17 protein-coding genes are annotated in these 16679 nt (G+C 51.9%); 5 read left to right on the top strand and 12 right to left on the bottom strand.

Annotation, left to right across the window (positions count from 1 at the left end; genetic code table 11):
* Positions 1 to 193: 193 nt before the first annotated feature.
* The 3 genes from H581_RS0112785 to H581_RS0112775 are packed head-to-tail and all read right to left on the bottom strand — an operon-like array spanning position 194 to position 3505.
* Positions 194 to 991, bottom strand: a complete 798-nt coding sequence (locus H581_RS0112785; protein ID WP_211231467.1) for a Cof-type HAD-IIB family hydrolase — start codon at positions 989 to 991, stop codon at positions 194 to 196.
* Positions 992 to 1029: 38 nt separating this feature from the next.
* Positions 1030 to 1782: a pseudouridine synthase gene (locus H581_RS0112780; protein ID WP_028610334.1), complete on the bottom strand. Its 753-nt coding sequence runs from the start codon at positions 1780 to 1782 to the stop codon at positions 1030 to 1032.
* Position 1783: 1 nt separating this feature from the next.
* Positions 1784 to 3505 carry an RsmB/NOP family class I SAM-dependent RNA methyltransferase gene (locus H581_RS0112775; RefSeq protein ID WP_028610333.1) on the bottom strand — a complete coding sequence of 574 codons (1722 nt, stop codon included), beginning with the start codon at positions 3503 to 3505 and terminating at the stop codon, positions 1784 to 1786.
* Positions 3506 to 3647: 142 nt separating this feature from the next.
* On the opposite strand from H581_RS0112775, the gene H581_RS0112770 reads away from it, so the two are divergent.
* Together H581_RS0112770 and H581_RS0112765 are read left to right on the top strand one after the other, a co-directional pair.
* Positions 3648 to 4166 carry a thioredoxin family protein gene (locus tag H581_RS0112770; protein WP_036719031.1) on the top strand — a complete coding sequence of 173 codons (519 nt, stop codon included), beginning with the start codon at positions 3648 to 3650 and terminating at the stop codon, positions 4164 to 4166.
* Complete coding sequence (locus H581_RS0112765) at positions 4163 to 4708, top strand: PCYCGC motif-containing (lipo)protein (RefSeq protein ID WP_051250759.1); 546 nt, start codon at positions 4163 to 4165, stop codon at positions 4706 to 4708. The genes H581_RS0112770 and H581_RS0112765 overlap by 4 nt, the downstream gene beginning before the upstream one ends.
* Before the next feature lie 59 nt (positions 4709 to 4767).
* Here the strand turns inward: H581_RS0112765 and yjbM are convergent, their stop codons facing one another.
* Positions 4768 to 5571 (bottom strand): GTP diphosphokinase, encoded by an 804-nt coding sequence (yjbM, locus tag H581_RS0112760; RefSeq protein ID WP_028610330.1) that lies wholly within the window; start codon positions 5569 to 5571, stop codon positions 4768 to 4770.
* 17 nt (positions 5572 to 5588) lie between these two features.
* Complete coding sequence (locus tag H581_RS0112755) at positions 5589 to 6686, bottom strand: quinone-dependent dihydroorotate dehydrogenase (RefSeq protein ID WP_028610329.1); 1098 nt, start codon at positions 6684 to 6686, stop codon at positions 5589 to 5591.
* Positions 6687 to 6859: 173 nt separating this feature from the next.
* Here H581_RS0112755 and H581_RS37895 point away from each other — a divergent pair, with 173 nt between their 5' ends.
* The gene (locus H581_RS37895; RefSeq protein WP_156889575.1) at positions 6860 to 7000 is read left to right on the top strand and encodes a hypothetical protein; all 141 of its coding nucleotides are present in this window, start codon (positions 6860 to 6862) and stop codon (positions 6998 to 7000) included.
* A gap of 3 nt (positions 7001 to 7003) precedes the next feature.
* Here H581_RS37895 and H581_RS33905 read toward each other — a convergent pair whose 3' ends face one another.
* The 3 genes from H581_RS33905 to H581_RS0112735 form a co-directional block, all read right to left on the bottom strand.
* A complete protein-coding gene (locus H581_RS33905) occupies positions 7004 to 8413 on the bottom strand; it encodes a L,D-transpeptidase (RefSeq protein ID WP_051250757.1) in 1410 nt (469 codons plus the stop codon).
* A 145-nt stretch (positions 8414 to 8558) separates the two neighbouring features.
* Positions 8559 to 8795, bottom strand: a complete 237-nt coding sequence (locus tag H581_RS0112740; RefSeq protein ID WP_028610328.1) for a ferredoxin — start codon at positions 8793 to 8795, stop codon at positions 8559 to 8561.
* 65 nt (positions 8796 to 8860) lie between these two features.
* Positions 8861 to 10147 (bottom strand): DNA polymerase IV, encoded by a 1287-nt coding sequence (locus tag H581_RS0112735; protein ID WP_028610327.1) that lies wholly within the window; start codon positions 10145 to 10147, stop codon positions 8861 to 8863.
* A 205-nt stretch (positions 10148 to 10352) separates the two neighbouring features.
* On the opposite strand from H581_RS0112735, the gene cimA reads away from it, so the two are divergent.
* The gene (gene cimA, locus H581_RS0112730; RefSeq protein WP_028610326.1) at positions 10353 to 11969 is read left to right on the top strand and encodes a citramalate synthase; all 1617 of its coding nucleotides are present in this window, start codon (positions 10353 to 10355) and stop codon (positions 11967 to 11969) included.
* A gap of 77 nt (positions 11970 to 12046) precedes the next feature.
* Here the strand turns inward: cimA and H581_RS0112725 are convergent, their stop codons facing one another.
* Complete coding sequence (locus tag H581_RS0112725) at positions 12047 to 12586, bottom strand: TlpA family protein disulfide reductase (protein ID WP_028610325.1); 540 nt, start codon at positions 12584 to 12586, stop codon at positions 12047 to 12049.
* A gap of 390 nt (positions 12587 to 12976) precedes the next feature.
* Between H581_RS0112725 and H581_RS36420 the strand changes: the two genes are divergently transcribed.
* Positions 12977 to 13429: a M67 family metallopeptidase gene (locus H581_RS36420; protein WP_051250755.1), complete on the top strand. Its 453-nt coding sequence runs from the start codon at positions 12977 to 12979 to the stop codon at positions 13427 to 13429.
* On the opposite strand, the gene H581_RS0112715 is transcribed toward H581_RS36420, so the two are convergent.
* The 3 genes from H581_RS0112715 to H581_RS0112705 are packed head-to-tail and all read right to left on the bottom strand — an operon-like array spanning position 13415 to position 16641.
* Positions 13415 to 14149, bottom strand: a complete 735-nt coding sequence (locus tag H581_RS0112715) for a 3'-5' exonuclease (RefSeq protein WP_028610324.1) — start codon at positions 14147 to 14149, stop codon at positions 13415 to 13417. The two genes, H581_RS36420 and H581_RS0112715, sit on opposite strands and share 15 nt — an antisense overlap.
* A gap of 15 nt (positions 14150 to 14164) precedes the next feature.
* Complete coding sequence (locus tag H581_RS0112710) at positions 14165 to 15232, bottom strand: DUF294 nucleotidyltransferase-like domain-containing protein (protein ID WP_028610323.1); 1068 nt, start codon at positions 15230 to 15232, stop codon at positions 14165 to 14167.
* 50 nt (positions 15233 to 15282) lie between these two features.
* Positions 15283 to 16641 carry an ammonium transporter gene (locus tag H581_RS0112705; protein ID WP_028610322.1) on the bottom strand — a complete coding sequence of 453 codons (1359 nt, stop codon included), beginning with the start codon at positions 16639 to 16641 and terminating at the stop codon, positions 15283 to 15285.
* Positions 16642 to 16679: the final 38 nt, after the last annotated feature.

Genomic DNA, 16679 nt, shown 5'->3' with positions numbered 1-16679 from the left:
CGGCATGAATGAATTGCTGATGCCCCCTTTATACATTCAGGGGGCGCTCCAAAAGGTTTTACGTCCATAGGGGCAATCTTGGAATTGTTCACCCTTCTGGTAATCGTATCGAAAGCGGTATAGTACTATTTCCACGATATCGTGCGTAAAACAAAAACCCGCCGGAAGCTTAGCGCTCCGGCGGGTTTTTCATTTATGTCCATGCATATTCGCGCAAAGCGGCGGCGACGCCGTCTTCATTATTCGTCAGCGAGACCGCGTCCGCAGCCTGCTTGACGCCCTCCGGCGAATTCCCCATCGCGATGCCCGTGCCCGCGAATTGCAGCATTGTAATATCGTTATAGTAATTGCCGATGGCAAGTATCCGGCTGCGGTCGATCCTCCGGATTTCCGCGAGCTGCTGAAGCGCCATCCCTTTGTTTGCCTCCGGGTGATGCAGATCGATGAAATAATCGCCGCTGCGGATCGATTTGAGACACTGCCGCCACTCCGCCCACTCCGCTTGCACGAGATCCATCTGCTCCTTGCTGCCGAATACGGACATTTTCACTAAGCTGCCAGGCAAGTCTCCGCTAAGGTCACGAAGCAAGGGCTTCTCCTGAAAATGCGCATACATTGCTTCTTCTTCCGGCGTGAGCTTCTCAACCATCAATTCGAACGCCGTATTCAAATTAAATCGGATGTCCTGCTTGCGGCAATACTCGATAAAGCGAAGCAGATGCTCCTGTACCATATCATATTGATGCACGACTGTCCGGTCATCCGCGTTAATGGTCGCCGCGCCGTTATGCGTAATGACCGTTCCGCTTAGTCCCAGCTCCTCAAGAATCGGAATCGCCCCTGAAGGACCGCGTCCCGTACATAAGACGATCTGGGCGCCGCGGTTCGCCGTCTCCCGCACCGATTCCCGTATTGCGTCCGTTAGCACATGGTCATCCGTAAGCAGCGTCCCGTCGACGTCAAGCGCAATCAAATCATACTTCAAGCTCATTCTCCCACTCCTGACTTTATCTCTTTTTGAAAAATAAACTAACCGTTCGTCTGCCTATGCCCGCGAAGCAGCGCCACTTCCTCCTCTGTCAGCTCCCGGTATGCTCCTTCGGCGAGCGTTTCATCCAGCCGCAGCGGTCCCATCGATACCCGCTTCAAAGCGATAACCTTTTTACCCACCGCTTCAAACATCCTCTTTACCTGATGGAACTTGCCTTCCATAATCGTAAGCGAGATCGATGAGTAGACCATGCCCTCCTTCTGCTCGCGATTCACAATATGAAGCTCTGCCGGCATCGCGGCATACCCGTCGTCCAGTGTCACGCCTGCGGCGAATGCCTGAACGTCGGTTTCCCCCACATCCCCTTGGACGAGCGCTTCATAGGTTTTGGCGACATGCTTGCGGGGAGACAGCAGCTCATGCGCAAGCTGTCCGTCATTCGTGAGCAGCAGCAGGCCTACCGTATCTTTATCAAGCCGTCCCACCGGGAACGGCTCCAGCAGACGGTCCTCCGGCTCAAGCAAATCAATAACCGTCCGTTCCCGTCCGTCCTCGGTTGCCGAGATGACGCCCTGAGGCTTATTCAGCATCAAGTAGACAACATCGCGATATACGACAATTTCCCCATCATAAGCTACTTGAGCCTGATCCGGATCAACGATAAGGCCGCTGTCCTTCACCGGCTTGCCGTCGACGGTCACCTTACCCTGTTTAACCGCTTTTTTTATTTCGCTGCGCGTTCCGAGCCCCATATGGGCCAGCAGCTTATCGATTCGAATTCGTTTGCTCATTCTACATCATTCTCCATCCCGCCGGAAGCTCATTTTTGATCATGCCGCCTGCATATTTCCCCCAGCCGATCGGGTAACCGTCCGTGCAGACCAGAACATAACCCTTGGGGGCAGCGCCGTCCTGCAGCAAGATCGACGACTCCTCCACAAATAAAGTTTCCCCTCTCAGAAAACGAAGCGTCTGCGGATCGTCCGGGCTCCAATCGACCGAGCGCTGCGCTTCCTCTCGTCTTAGACCCATCGCGAGCGGATGCGTAGGCTCGATTCTTCCCTTCCCCGCTTCGCCGACATACCAGCCGGCCCTTACGACGCGCAAGCCGTCCAGAGACGGAATGTCCATCGGTTGAATATAAACCCTGGAGCCGTACGAGACTATCCTTCCTTCCCACCCGGCGGCGCCTGATACGAATTGCTCTGCCTGCCGCCGCCACAAACCGGCCGGATCGAGCTCTAGCCCGCCGCTGTTCGTATTTTTATCCCGATCTTTGCCATACGCTTTCTTACTGGATCGATGCGTTCGTCCAATGCTCATCCCGATGTCTCTGACCTGTCGTTTCCCTTCGCGCCGTTCGTCCCGCTGCTCCATGCGCTCATCATTCGGCTTCCCGCCGCTGCGCCTCGATTCGCGTTTCAAACTTCCTCCGCTTGAGCTCCTTAACGCACCTTGATATGGCTCCTGGCCGCTAACCCGTAAAACCTGTCCTTCAAATCTTTTATTATCGGCAGCAGGCAACGCTTCAGGCGACGCCTTTTCCGCCTGCAGTCTTTTATGACCGGAATCCCCGCGGCGCCGCAGAACGGCCGCAAAATGTCCTTCGCCTTCGATGAGATGCGGCCAGAGCCTTATCGTTCCTTCGATGCTGCCAAGCCGATTCGCATCAAGAAGGCCTTTCTCTTCAATGAGGTCCGCTCTGCCCGGCCTCCAGCCGTAACGGCATTCGATCGGTTCAACCTGAAAGTCGGGATGCTCGGATAAAAAGGACGCGATCTGCTGCTCATTCTCCTCCGGCGAGAAGGTGCAGGTCGAATAGACCAGCAATCCGCCAGGGATCAGCATCGCTGCGGCATGCCTCAAAATATCGCGCTGCAAGACCCGGCAGCTTTCGACGGAATGTTTCTCCCATTCGGCAATCATCGATTCGTCCTTTCGGAACATGCCTTCTCCCGAGCACGGCGCATCCACGAGAATCCGGTCGAACCAATTCGGGAAGACGGGAGCGAGCGCTGCCGGCTCCTCGTTGAGAACGACGGCGTTCCGAACGCCCGCAAGCTCGATATTTTTCGCTAACGCCTTCGTCCGTTCCCGGGCATTATCATTCGTCACCAGCACGCCGCTGCCCTGCAGCTTTGCGGCGATTTGGGTCGACTTTCCGCCGGGCGCGGCGCATAAATCAAGCACTCTGTGTCCCGGCCGGACATCGAGCAGCTCTACCGGCGCCATTGCGCTTGGCTCCTGAATATAGTAGAGCCCCGCGTGATAATGCGGATGCTTGCCCGGCCGTTCGCCTTCCTTGTAATACAGACCTTCCATAGCCCATGGAATCGGCTTTGCTTCAGAACCGATAGGCGAAAGCCTTCTCCAATGCTCCGGACTCAGCTTCAAACGGTTAATTCGAAGGCCGTATACGCGAGGGGCACCATAAGAAGACATAAAATTGTCAAATTCGCTGCCGAGCAGACTTTTCATTTTTTCCATGAAATTACGCGGCAAATTGCCGATCATACTCAATTCCTCCTGCCAATGTCTACGATGACGATCTACTTACATACGGATGCAGCTTTGTTATATAATATATAAAAGTAAGGACATGCTGCAAAGGAACCAGCAAGTTCATAATAAATCCATGTCGGAGGTAGACAAGCTTATGAAAAAGAAAAAGAAAGTGAGAATGATCTATGTGTACGTCGCAATCGTCGTCATTCTTTTTGGTTTCATATTCGTACTGAACAATAGCGGTAAGGTGAACGCCTTATACGACAAGCCTGTCTCCGAACTGAATCCGGCTACCCGCGACCTGCTGGACGATCCTCATTATCAGAATATCATATTACCGGCCGAATTAGACAAAATGGTCGCCGATAAGGAAGATTTCTTTGTCTACCTTTTTGCTTCGGACTGCCCGCATTGCCGGAATACAACGCCGCAATTAATGCCGCTCGCGGATGAGCTCGGCATCGATCTTCCGCAGTTTAATTTGCGTGAGTTCCCGACTTACTTTAACAAATACAATGTCGAATATACGCCGACTCTGGCTTATTTCAAAGACGGGGTTCAGGTTGACAAATTGGAAGGCGGTTTGGCTGAGGAAGGCACGACTGCCGGCTACACGCTGGATGATTTCAGAGCCTTCTTCAACAAATATTCCGGGGCCGAAGCGCAATGATGAGACGACAGCGATTAAGCGCGGAGGAAGCTTCCGGGCAAGCGGCCGATGAGCTGAAGGCCTCCCGGATACGGAGTATCATGTACGCGGCGCTGCTCGCCTTCGCTTTTATCACACTTTTAACCGCCTGCGGCTTAGCGAAGGATGACGGAAATGGAGATACGCATCAGCACGGCTCCGAAACTTGGCAGACCACTGCTTCCTACGATGAGCTCCCCGGCTTTCTGGCCGATTATACGCCGCATACGAGCGAGCTCTATGAAGCGGTGCAGAAGCATGCGCATATTATGAGCGGCATTACCTGCTACTGCGGCTGCGCGGAAGGCATTGCGGTTGAGACGCCGCATGACTCGCTGTTGCGGTGCTATGTCGCCGAGCATCCCGCGGACGAGGGCAGCGTTACTTGGACGAATCACAGCACAAGCTGCGGCATCTGCAAGAAGGAGATGGAGGATGTCATCGCCTTAAGCAAACAAGGCAAGACAGCTGAGGAAATACGAGTCGCGATAGACGCATCGTATAAGCCTAAGCAGAAAGGCTAGTCTTGCCGGCCATACGCAAAAGAAGAGGCTGAGCTCACCGCTCGGCCTCTTCTTTTGCGTCAACTTTGATTTGCCTTCTTCGCTTTGCCGATCGCGGTTTGAATATCAAGCGATAATTGGTTCAATCCCTGATAATCCTCTTTCTCGAACTGCTCGTTAAATTTCATCTGGAACTGCGCCGCTTCCCGGACACGATGGTAGAAGTACAAATCCTGTATGCCGTTCAGCACCTTGGACACGACGTTCGATTGCTCCTCGAATTCGGTCTGCGCATCCAATATTTCCTTACGGATGCTCGTCATTTCCGTATCGAGCTGAGCGGCCGCTTCGGCCGCTTTCTTCAGCCTGTTGCGGACATCCTCCGGCAGGCTTTCTTTAAATTTATAATTGAGCGAATGTTCAATCGTAGCCCAGAAATTCATCGCGAGCGTACGGATTTGAATTTCGGCGAGCACGATTTTATAGCCTAAAGCCGTTTGGACCGGATAATTAACGATCATATGGTAACTGCGATAGCCGCTGTCTTTGAAATTCGTAATATAATCCTTCTCGTATACGAGCGATAAATCTTTCCGGGAACGAATCAGATCGGCAACGCGATGAATGTCGTCGACAAATTGGCACATAATCCGTATGCCCGCTATATCCTCGATCCCCGTATCGAGCTGGTCAGCCGGAACGTTAAGCCGTTTGGCTTTCTCCAGGATGCTCGATATCCGTTTAACCCGGCCGGTGACAAATTCAATCGGCGCGTATGCCTCTCTTATTTTCAGTTCAACACGCATCGTCTTGAACTTCACTTTCAATTCTTCAACCGCTTGTTCATAAGGCTGTAAAAAAAGACTCCAGTCTCTACCGTCCATCCGGCCGCCTCCTGTTCTTAACGATGTTCTGCGCCTACCGCTTGGGCAATATTGCGAAAGCCATCCCTACGCAAGCATTCCTTCAAACCCCCGGTGATTTCGCGGAGCAAGCCGGGACCTTTATAAATAAGAGCGGTATAAACTTCAACCAGAGATGCTCCCGCGCGGATTTTATCGTATGCATCTTGTGCGGTAAAGATGCCGCCCGAGCCGATAATTGGCAGCTGCCCGCCCGTCTGCCGGTATACGGCGCGAATGACCTCGGTCGAACGGTCCCGCAGCGGCTTCCCGCTAAGGCCGCCCGTTTCACCCGCGTTCGAATGCCGCAGACCGGATCGGGATAAGGTCGTATTCGTCGCAATGATGCCCGACACGCCGCTTTCCATAATGGTAGCGACCGTTAGCTCCAGCTGCTGCCCGGTCATATCCGGGGCGATCTTGACGAGCACCGGCTTCGGCTTCGTTCCCGCTTTCGCCGCTTGAGCGTTGATTTCTTTTACGACGGCGCCAAGCAGATTTCTCAACTCTTCGCCATGCTGCAAATCTCTTAAATCCGGCGTGTTCGGCGAGCTGATATTAACGACAAAAAAATCGCCATATGTATATAAATCGCGAATGCAAGTCTGGTAATCCTCGTGCGCCAGTTCATTCGGCGTCGTTTTGTTTTTACCGATATTGACCGCGATCGGAATTCGGTTTATTTTCCGGCGGGACAAACGTTCGGCCATTGCTGCCGTACCGTCGTTATTAAAGCCCATCCGGTTTATGAGCGCTTCGTCAGGCGGCAATCGAAACAGCCTTGGCAGCTCATTGCCGGCTTGTCCCTTCGGCGTCACGGTCCCTACCTCGGCGAAGCCTAAGCCTATGCTTGAGAAACCGTCGGCAGCCTTGCCGTTTTTGTCCAGGCCTGCCGCGAGGCCGACCGGATGGGGAAATTGTAATCCGAACAGATCGACAGCAAGCTCGGGCGACTTCGCTACGCCGTACATGGCATGCATCAATCCGTTCAGGCCGGGCACTTTGCCTCCTGCGGCTAAACCGTCTATGACGATATGGTGCGCCTTCTCCGGATCCATTCGGAAAAATATAGGTTTTAATAAAGAAGAATAAAGCAACTTACCCACTCCGTTCTCAGATGTATGTTCTACCTGTCAGTTTATCTTTTTTGCAACAAAAAGAAAAGAGCTTGCAGGCTGCAGGCAAGCATCCGGAATATTGCGGCTTGTCAAGAAAACGATTACAATGAAAGCATGATATTATAACTATGAAATAGAAAGGTTGATTGTCGATGAGCGCAGCTAAAAGAAAGCCGGCAACGATGAAAACAAAACCGAAGGAAGAACTAAACAAGAAAGCTTTGACCTGGGTCGCCGTCATCGTTGGCGTCGTTATTGTAGCCGTTTCCGTCCTTCTCATTCTCTCCACATAATCATTACGTCAACCATTCATATATTTTAGCGGGATTGGTTTCGTTCTGCCGCGGTTCCAGCTTAAATCTCTCAGCCGGCTGCTGCGACTTGGACGGAAGCGTCCCGTTTTTTATATGCACGATTGTCCCCAACGGAACGAGATCGAACAGCTCCTCCACATCGTCTTTGTTCATACGGACGCAGCCAAGCGACTTATCCTTGCCGACGCTCGCCGGGTCATCGGTTCCATGGATCGCATACAGCGTGTTCGACAGCGTCATTCCCCGGCTTCCGAATACCCCGTCATCGCGCCCGTTCGGATTTCTTACTTTCTCGCTGATATAGAAGCTGCCCTCCGGCGTTTCATCGCCTCCCAGACCTACTGTATAGCTGCGCACGATTATGTTTCCCTGGACGACGGCAAGCCGGTGCGCAGCCTTATCGACGATAATTTCAAGCGGCTTGGACCACTCCTGATCCAGGATCCCGTTCGTGCCTACGATAGATCTTATGGATGTCATGCTGTCCGTCTCATCCCCATCCGACGGTTGATCCGGCTGCACATCCGTTCCGGAAACGCCCTTGCCGTTCGTTGGCTTCAGATCGTTCCTCAGCTTATTCAGCACATCAGCAAACATCTCGCGCATCCCGTTCCGCTCACCTGCTAACACGTTATGCGGATAGGGGCGGATGAGATCGTCGAGCTTCTCCGGCCATTTTTTATATTTCCGTTCATAATGATAGATCGCGCTGGACAGCGTCCAATGCGTCTCCTGCCGCGAAGCCCACTTCTCATACAGCATCGAAGCGGCCGAATCCCCAGACGGCTCACAGGAGCAGGCATCCCGGTCTAACATGGCAACTTCCAGCTTCCCTGCAGCGTCCTCCCGATTGACGGACATGAGCAGCTTCGTTCTCCCCGTCCACTTTCGCCAGCCGTTTTCCTCCTCCATGCGGGCCGCTACGGTCAGCTTCGGAGCTTCCAAGCCCGCTCTCGTCAAGCTGTTCCAAGCATATCCGATTGGCCTCAGCTCCTTCAAGGGCACGACAACGACGCCAAGCGGCGCTGTACCGATAGGAATACCCGGAAGAGGCAGTATCGCTTCTTTCTCTTGGTCAACGGTACCTTTGCCTGGAATCCATATAGCGGCAAGCAGAAGCAATATCGCTATAGCGACCGCCCGTCGCGCAAGACGCTTTTTCTTTTGCTTTTTATCCCAATCCCGAAGCTGCTGAAGCTGATTTTCCGATAACGGGTGGCTTTCATTCTCAAATGCGTCGTAAACCTCTCCCGCTTGGAGGAAACAATAGTTCGCTTTGCCGTCTTTCCCCGCAAGCAGATATTGTTTGCCCAGCAAATACCAGCCCATTTGATTGCCGGGATGCCTCTTCACAAATTGCTTCAAATAGAAAATATCTTTCGGGTCTTCCATTCCATATCCTCCCAGCCATAGGTATAATCCTATTATCGGCAGAACGGTAACGCCATTGCAGCTGCTTGTTCATTCCGTATAGAGAAATGCAAAAAAGCTTCTCCCCGCCGATCCGTCAGCGAGAAGAAGCTTTTCTCCATTCTAATTAGTTATTGAAAGGATCATCGGCGATTTTGATCGAATCCGTTGGACAGCCGTCGGCCGCATCCTGCAAATCGTCGTACAAGTCTTCCGGAATTTCAGTATTGCCTTTGTTTCCGTCATTTTTGTAAATGACTTCAGCAATACCTTCATCGTCGTAATCATAAATATCAGGAGCGGTAGCCCCGCATGCTCCACAAGCGATACATGTGTCTTTCTCTACCCAAGTAAATTTAGCCATGGAAATTCCCTCCCAAATAAATATACATAATGCGTATGAACTCGTTCTTTATCTCCAGTCAAGCTTCAATCATCAATATATAACAAACTATCATCCTTTTGCAAGGATGTCCCGCGAATTCGTTTATTCCTTATTAAGGTGGACGGGTCGTCTCCCAGCATTCCCGCGGTTAAAACCGCGCTCTCCCCGAACCTATCCCGCAGTTGATCCATCGCCTTCGTCAAAGCCTCCTTGCGGGGCTGCTGCTCATAGTTGAATATATCGAGCTGCAGCGCCGTTTCTTCCAGAAGCGACAGGTTTTGAAGCGTGACGCCAAGCAGCCTTATCGGTTCTCCGGTTCTCCAGTGCTGATCATACAGCTTGCATGCTTCCTTATAAAAATCCTCAGTCGACTGCGTCGGCGCATCTAACGTATGGGAACGCGTAATCGTCGTCATATCCGGCTTCCGAATCGTGAGCTGAACCGTTGTCGCGACCAGCTTCTGTCTGCGCAGCCTCCGCCCCGTCTGATCCGCCAGGTTAAGAAGGACGCGGTACACATCCTCCCTTGCAGTCAGGTCGCTCGGCAGCGTCGTCGTATGGCCGATCGATTTGTTGCGCTCCCTGTTCGGATTTACCTCCGCATGGTCAATGCCGTACGCAGCCGATTTCATCCAAGAGCCGACTACGCCAAAATGTTTAACAAGCATTGCCTCGTCCGTCTTCGCCAGCTGTCCGATCGTACGTATATTCAGCTTATCCAGCTTATCCGCCGTCTTCCTGCCGATTCCGAATAAGGTGTCGCACGGTTTATCCCACAGAATGTTCTTTACATCGCGGATCCGAAGAACGGTAAGACCGTTCGGCTTCTTCATGTCTGATGCCATCTTCGCGAGCAGCTTGTTAGGGGCGAGACCGATCGAGCAGGGCAGCGACCACTCCGTTTGAATCCGCTGCTGCAGCTTCGTTGCGATCTCAAGCGGCGTACCGAACATTTTGGATCCGGTGATATCCATGTAACACTCATCGATCGATACCGATTCCACAAGCGGAGTGAACTGCCGCGCAATGGACATAAATCCGCGCGAATATTTGCGGTACAATTCAAAATTCGGGCTGATCAGGATGAGCTCCGGACAAAGCTTCACCGCCTGGCGAACCGTCATGCCGGTTTTAATTCCTTTGCTCCTTGCCGTGTACGAGCAGGTGACGATAATGCCTTTGCGCTGTTCCACGCTGCCCGACACCGCTGTCGGCTTGTTCTTATATTTCTCCGGTTCCTCCGCTTCATGCACGGAGCAATAGAAAGCGTTCATATCCAGATGTATGATAACCCTGCCCTTGACCGGGTAATGTTCATTTACATTTGCCATATCAGCTAGCCGCACCGCCCGTCTTCATCCATGAAACGCACATAAGCTTAACCACCCCCAGCATACAATTCCAATAAGTTCAAGTCAACGCATTTGGGCCGAAAATGGACAAAATTGCATCCCCCCTCTCTACTTTCGGCACAACAAGTGTTATAATAGTAAATTATGATTTGAAAAGGCTATCAGTGAAGGAGGCGTCCCGTTAATGACAACCAACATTTCAATCTTTGATACGACGCTGCGTGACGGTACACAAGGTGAAGGGATTAGCCTGTCGGCGGATGACAAATTAAAAATTGCCCAGAAGCTTGACGCGCTGGGCGTCCATTATATTGAAGGCGGCAATCCGGGAAGCAATAGCAAGGATATCGAATTTTTCCAGAGGATCAGAGCATTCAATCTCAGCGCCAAGGTTACGGCATTCGGAAGTACGCGCCGGAAGAACAGCCTGGCCGAGCAGGATGCGAGTCTTGTGCGAATCGCGGAATCCGGTGTGCCTGCGGCTACGCTTGTCGGCAAATCATGGGACTTCCATGTACATACCGCGCTGCAGACGTCGCTGGAAGAGAACCTGGCCATGATCTACGACTCGGTGGCGTTCCTGAAGCGCAACGGCATGGAAGCGTTATTTGATGCGGAGCACTTTTTTGACGGCTACAAGCACAATCCCGAATATGCGATTTCCGTGTTGAAGAAAGCGGAAGAAGCTGGCGCGGACTGGCTTGTGCTGTGCGACACGAACGGCGGCACGCTCCCGGGCGAAGTCCACGATATCGTAACGCGCATCCGCAAGGAGCTGAATGCGCCGATCGGCATTCATACGCACAATGACTGCGAGCTGGCCGTTGCGAACTCGCTCGCGGCGGTTCAAGCCGGCGCGAGGCAGGTTCAGGGAACGATTAACGGTTACGGCGAGCGCTGCGGCAACGCGAACCTATGCTCGATTATCCCGAATCTCCAAATCAAGATGAAATACGATGTTTTGTCCGAAGAAAAGCTGCGTTCCCTTACGAGCACGGCACGTTACGTAAGCGAAATCGCTAACGTGCATATGCCTGTAGGCCAAGCATTCGTCGGAAATGCCGCTTTCGCGCATAAGGGCGGGATTCACGTCTCTGCCATCATGAAGGATTCCAAAACCTATGAGCATATCCAGCCTGAGCTGGTCGGCAATAAACAGCGGATTCTCGTATCCGAGCTCGCCGGACAAAGCAACATCATCTCGAAGGCGCAGGAGCTTGGGCTTGACGTTAATGCGAACAATGAGAAAACGAAGCTGATTATGGATCAAATCAAGGAGCTCGAGCATCAGGGCTATCAATTCGAAGGAGCCGACGCCTCTCTTGAGCTGCTTCTTCGCGAAGCATTCGGCGGCGAGTCGAAGGAAATTTTCAAGGTGGAATCGTTCAAGATGCTCGTCGAGAAAACGAACGGCCAGATGATTTCCGAAGCGATCGTGAAGATCAACGTCGACGGCCAGCAGGTGTATACGGCAGCTGAAGGAAACGGTCCCGTCAACGCATTGGACAACGCCCTGCGCAAAGCGCTCGTGCAGTTCTATCCGAAGATCGAGGAAATCCATCTATCCGATTACAAAGTGCGGGTCATCGACGAGAAGGACGCTACGGCCGCCAAAGTACGCGTGCTGATCGAATCGACCAGCCTCGAGAATACATGGAGCACGGTGGGCGTATCGAGCAACGTAATTGAAGCAAGCTGGGAAGCGCTGGTTGACAGTATTCGATATGCGCTTCTCAATATGGTCAAGGTAGAAAGCAGACATAGCGACCCGCATGACCGAATAGGGCTCGTGAACCATTAAGCGAATATTTCTTCTATCGACCAATAAAGGGGCTGTCCAAGCAGGTACGATACCTGCCGGGACAGCCCCTTCTTTTCTCACATCCATTTCGCAATAATCCGTTCCCATTCCTCGAATGTTATGACTCCGTTAATCCGCTCTCTTATTACGCCGTCGTCATCGATCAAGAACGTTGTCGGAAAGGTGTCAACCTTATATTGCTTCGTCACGTCGCCTTCGCGGTCCATCAGGATCGGAAATGTAAACTCGTGCTCATTCACAAAATCTCTGGCTGACCGCTCCTTGTCATACTTTGTTGCGTTTATGCCGTACATTTGAATCGATTCGCCGTACTTCTCGTGAAGACGTTGCAGATCAGGCGCTTCCAGCTCACAAGGCCCGCACCAGGATGCCCAGAAATTAACGAAGCTCAGCTTGCTCTGCTTGCCGCCGATCTCGTAGGACTGCTCGTCAAGCGCTGGAAGCTTGAACGATACCGCCTTGTACCCGGCCTTCGGTTTAAAATCCTCCGAAGATGCCGCCAGCGTTGCGGCGTCCGGATTGTGGGTCATATATTGATAAACAGCTAAGCCGGCAAAAACAAACGCGATCGTAAAAAGCGTGATGATCCGTTTCATGAAGTACCTTCCTTCTAGCGAATATTCATTCTGCCTACATGGTATCATGCGGCGTATGGAAGCTCAAGCCGCAGGGGACATTAGCCATAAATCCGTCACTTATATCGGATGAGGCTTTTCTTTCTGTTATCCCTATAGTTTCGGTAACATCAACGCTGTTCATACCTTCGTCATTAGTAAATAGCCGAATGACGATGATCATAAGACGTTATGGTTTGTAGAGCTCGCTTAAGACGGCCGGCAAGCTCGCTGGCAAACCCTGAAGCCATAAAGGCCAACCCCAGCACGATGATTCCAGGAAGCCGCACAAGGCCTTTACAGTCCGTTAGCGCATAAGAGAAAAATCCTGTATACTTTCCATATACAGGTACGGCTCGGGGAGGCCTAAGCATGACTGAGAAGGAAACGAATGGCATGATTACGAAAGAAGCATATGAGCTGCTTATTCGGATTTGTAGCGAAGCAAATCCTCAAGAAGCATGCGGCATCCTTGCAAGCTGTCAGACACCCGATTCAAGCGACGCGGTTCATCCGCTTGTTATCGATACCGTCATTCCAATTCGCAACGCTCATACAAGCCCGGGCAATGCTTTCTCATTCGACCCCGCGGAATGGACGCGGGCCTACTACGACATGCAAAAAAACCGACAATCCCTTGTCGGTTTATTTCACTCCCATCCCCGGACGAAGGCTTTGCCGTCAACTAGCGATGCTGACGGATTTATGCCTGCGTCTTCCCTTTCCTATTGGATCGTCTCGCTGCAGGATGAAGAAAACCCTCAAGTGCAGCCCTATGTCCGCGAGCATGGCGCATTTATTCCGCTTGTACTAGTGCTTGCTTAGATAAGCGTACAAATCGCCCAGCGTCGTAATATTTCTTTCCAAAATCCGCGTTAAATAATTTTGCCAAAGCTGCGCCGTCATTATCGAATCCTGCAGCGCATGATGCCGGTCCGTAATCGGTATGCAGCAGCTGTTCAGCAGTTCGTCCAGGCTATATCCATCTCGGTTGGGCTCCAGCCATTTCGCCACCATCATCGTATCGAGCACCCGATGATTCAGGTTAACCTTTGACGTCCGCCATAAGGCAGCATTGAGAAACTGCTTGTCATGCCCGGCAGCATGTGCAATAAGCAGTCTTCTGCCCACAAATTCCATAAAATCATGGAGCACCTGCATAAGGTCCGGCGCATCCTGCACCATTTCATTCGTAATGCCTGTTAATTCCACGATCGCTTTAGAAATTTTCCGCTTCGGGTTAACGAGACTGTAGAACGACTCGCTTTCGAACAGCTCTCCGCCTCGCATGAGCACAGCGCCAAATGAAATAATTTCATCCCCGTTCGTCGGATTGAAGCCTGTAGTCTCCAAATCGAATACGACAGCCTCCAGCTCCCTAAGAGGTGTATCCAGCATGGACTGCTTGCGCTGTTCCTTGTTGACGTTGCGAATAAATGCCATTTGCTGCGCATTTTGCGAGCCTAGCATCGAAGCGATGGCAGGTGTAAATCCGCCCATTTTATAGAGATTCCACATACGACCGACGCCTTTTTGCTCCTTCACCCCAACATCACCGCCCTACGTAAGCCTGCCCATCGTTTGCTTGAATACCGCTCGCTGCAGCTTCTTGCCTAGACGCAGACTACTCTTCAATTCATCAGTCAATTCTTTCGTCAGTTTACTGCTGGAAAGCTTGCCGTTATTTGCATATAAGCCGTTGTTCTTCTGTTCGGTCGTCATGAGGCGCAGCCGCAGAAAGAGACGGAACGCCTGCTCATAAACCGCAGCCTCATGGTCGGACAATTGACCGGCCTTCGCCAGTCTTCGAATACGTTCCAAGGTCGCCGTCTCGCGAATGCCGACTTGGACGGCCATCAGTCTGATCGCATTCACCATCGGAATATAGGCGCCGTACTTAATGTCCAGACTGCCGGTATCCGTACCGTACTGCTCTTTTAACAATTGGCCGAAAAAACCTAGCAGAACCTTATGCCTCATCGTATTCTCCAGCATCCGCTTCAATATAATCGGCGATTTAAGCATATCGGTGAAGAACGAATCCTTCAACAAATGGAGCAGCTTCTCATCCCCGTATACGCATCGGCCGTCCGCTACGATCAACAGGTAACGGACCGACTCCCAAGCCGGTTCCGCAAACCATTTGTCCAGCTTCATGCCCCATTCCGTTAAGGATAAGCACCATTCCCGGTTACTGCTGAGCACGTTTCCTTCACACAGCGGATATCCCACCTGCTGCAAGTTCATGACGATCATTTCGCATAGCTCTTTAAAATACAGTTGAACCTCTTCTGAATCAGATACAGGATCCTCGTAAACAACGCCGCTGTCTTGGTCGCTTGATAATGTCTGCTCTTTCCGGCCGCCGCTGCCGAACAATATATACGCGTAAGGCACGGGCGGGGAGCCTTTCCCCAACCGTGCCATTTCCGCTTCTGCGAGGGCCGCGGAGCGTTGAATCAACGCATCGTGCACCTCGTTCAATTGTTCATTAAACTGCTCGACGGGACGCGCCTTGAGAAGAGCTTCCATTTGCTCGTGCACTTGATCGCGCAAACTGCGCAGTCCCTCCACATGATCAGCTGATCCAATCTGCTTCAGTACCTGCAGCGGTACTGGATCACTCATGCTCTCGTCCTCTCCCCTCGGTCAGTCCATCATGTTCGCATTAATTATCCCTACATGTTTTGACCTGCTTTTTTCATTTGCTCAGGATAACCATAAGCCCCATGCTCGCTAAGGTCAAGACCGATAATTTCTTGCTCTTCCGTAACACGGAAGCCCATGATCAGTTTCATCACGCCAAGAACGAGGAACGATGCGGCCAGAACGAATGCGCCTACGACGACAACGGATTCGAATTGTACCCACAATTGCTTCCAGCTGCCCGTATCGATCAAGCCGCCTGTACCTATGCCAACTTTGTCGGCAAGCGCTTGAGTTGCGAAGATACCGTTAGCAAGCGTACCCCAGATCCCTGCAGCACCGTGAACGGACAATGCATAGATCGGATCGTCAACTTTAATTTTCTCAAAAAACTTCGCGCTGAAATATACAAGAACGCCCGCTACAAGTCCGATAACGACTGCAGCCCAAGGATCGACGAATGCGCAGGATGCCGTAATGGCGACAAGACCCGCAAGCGTACCGTTAAGCATTGTCGTAATATCCGCTTTACCTGTCATCGCCCAAGAAATAAGCAGTGCAGCCACGCCGCCGGCGCCGGCGCCGAGCATCGTGTTAAAAGCTACAAATCCCAGAAATCCGTCGCCGACCGATACTGTGCTGCCCGCGTTGAATCCAAACCAGCCTACCCACAGCAGCAATACGGAAAGCGCAGTGAAAACTTGGTTATGACCCAGAATTTCGTTTGCAGAACCATCCTTGTTAAATTTCCCGATACGAGGCTTAAGCAATACGGTCGCTACGAATGCCGCAAGCGCGCCTGTTAAGTGAACGACTGTCGAGCCTGCGAAGTCCTGCGCGCCGTCTTCAGCCAGCCATCCGCCGCCCCAGATCCAGTGAGCGACAACCGGATAAATAACAGCAATGAAGAAAACGGTAAATACGATATAAGAAGAAAGCTTTGCTCTTTCTGCGAAACCGCCCCATGCAATCGACAGCGATACAGCTGCAAACGCCAATTGGAAAAGGAAGAATACGGTGCTTGGGTAACTATCGCCCTCGCCTGCCGCCACCGCCGGGTCGAAGAAGAAGTTGCCCCAACCGAAGAGCGCGTTTACCGCGCTGTCGCCGCCGAATGCAATGCCGTAACCGAACGCCCAATAAATAAGTGCGGCCAAACCTGTCGTGAAGATTGTTTTACCCGCTACATGACCCGCATTCTTCATGCGGGTGGAGCCCGTTTCAAGAAGAATGAATCCGCCTTGCATGAGCAATACGAGAATGAATGACAACATAACCCACAACGTGTTTAGCCCCATGTTCAACGTTGCTGCGGAAGGATCTTCTGCGAAAGCCGCTACCGGAAACAGCAAGGTGAAGATCCCCAAAGCTAACATTGTTTTCTTAATCATTACGACCACTCCCTAAATGTTATGTTTTATTACATACG

This window comes from Paenibacillus harenae DSM 16969 (assembly GCF_000422465.1).
In the GTDB taxonomy this organism is placed as follows: domain Bacteria; phylum Bacillota; class Bacilli; order Paenibacillales; family Paenibacillaceae; genus Pristimantibacillus; species Pristimantibacillus harenae.
This window is presented reverse-complemented; position numbering and strand designations above follow the sequence as displayed.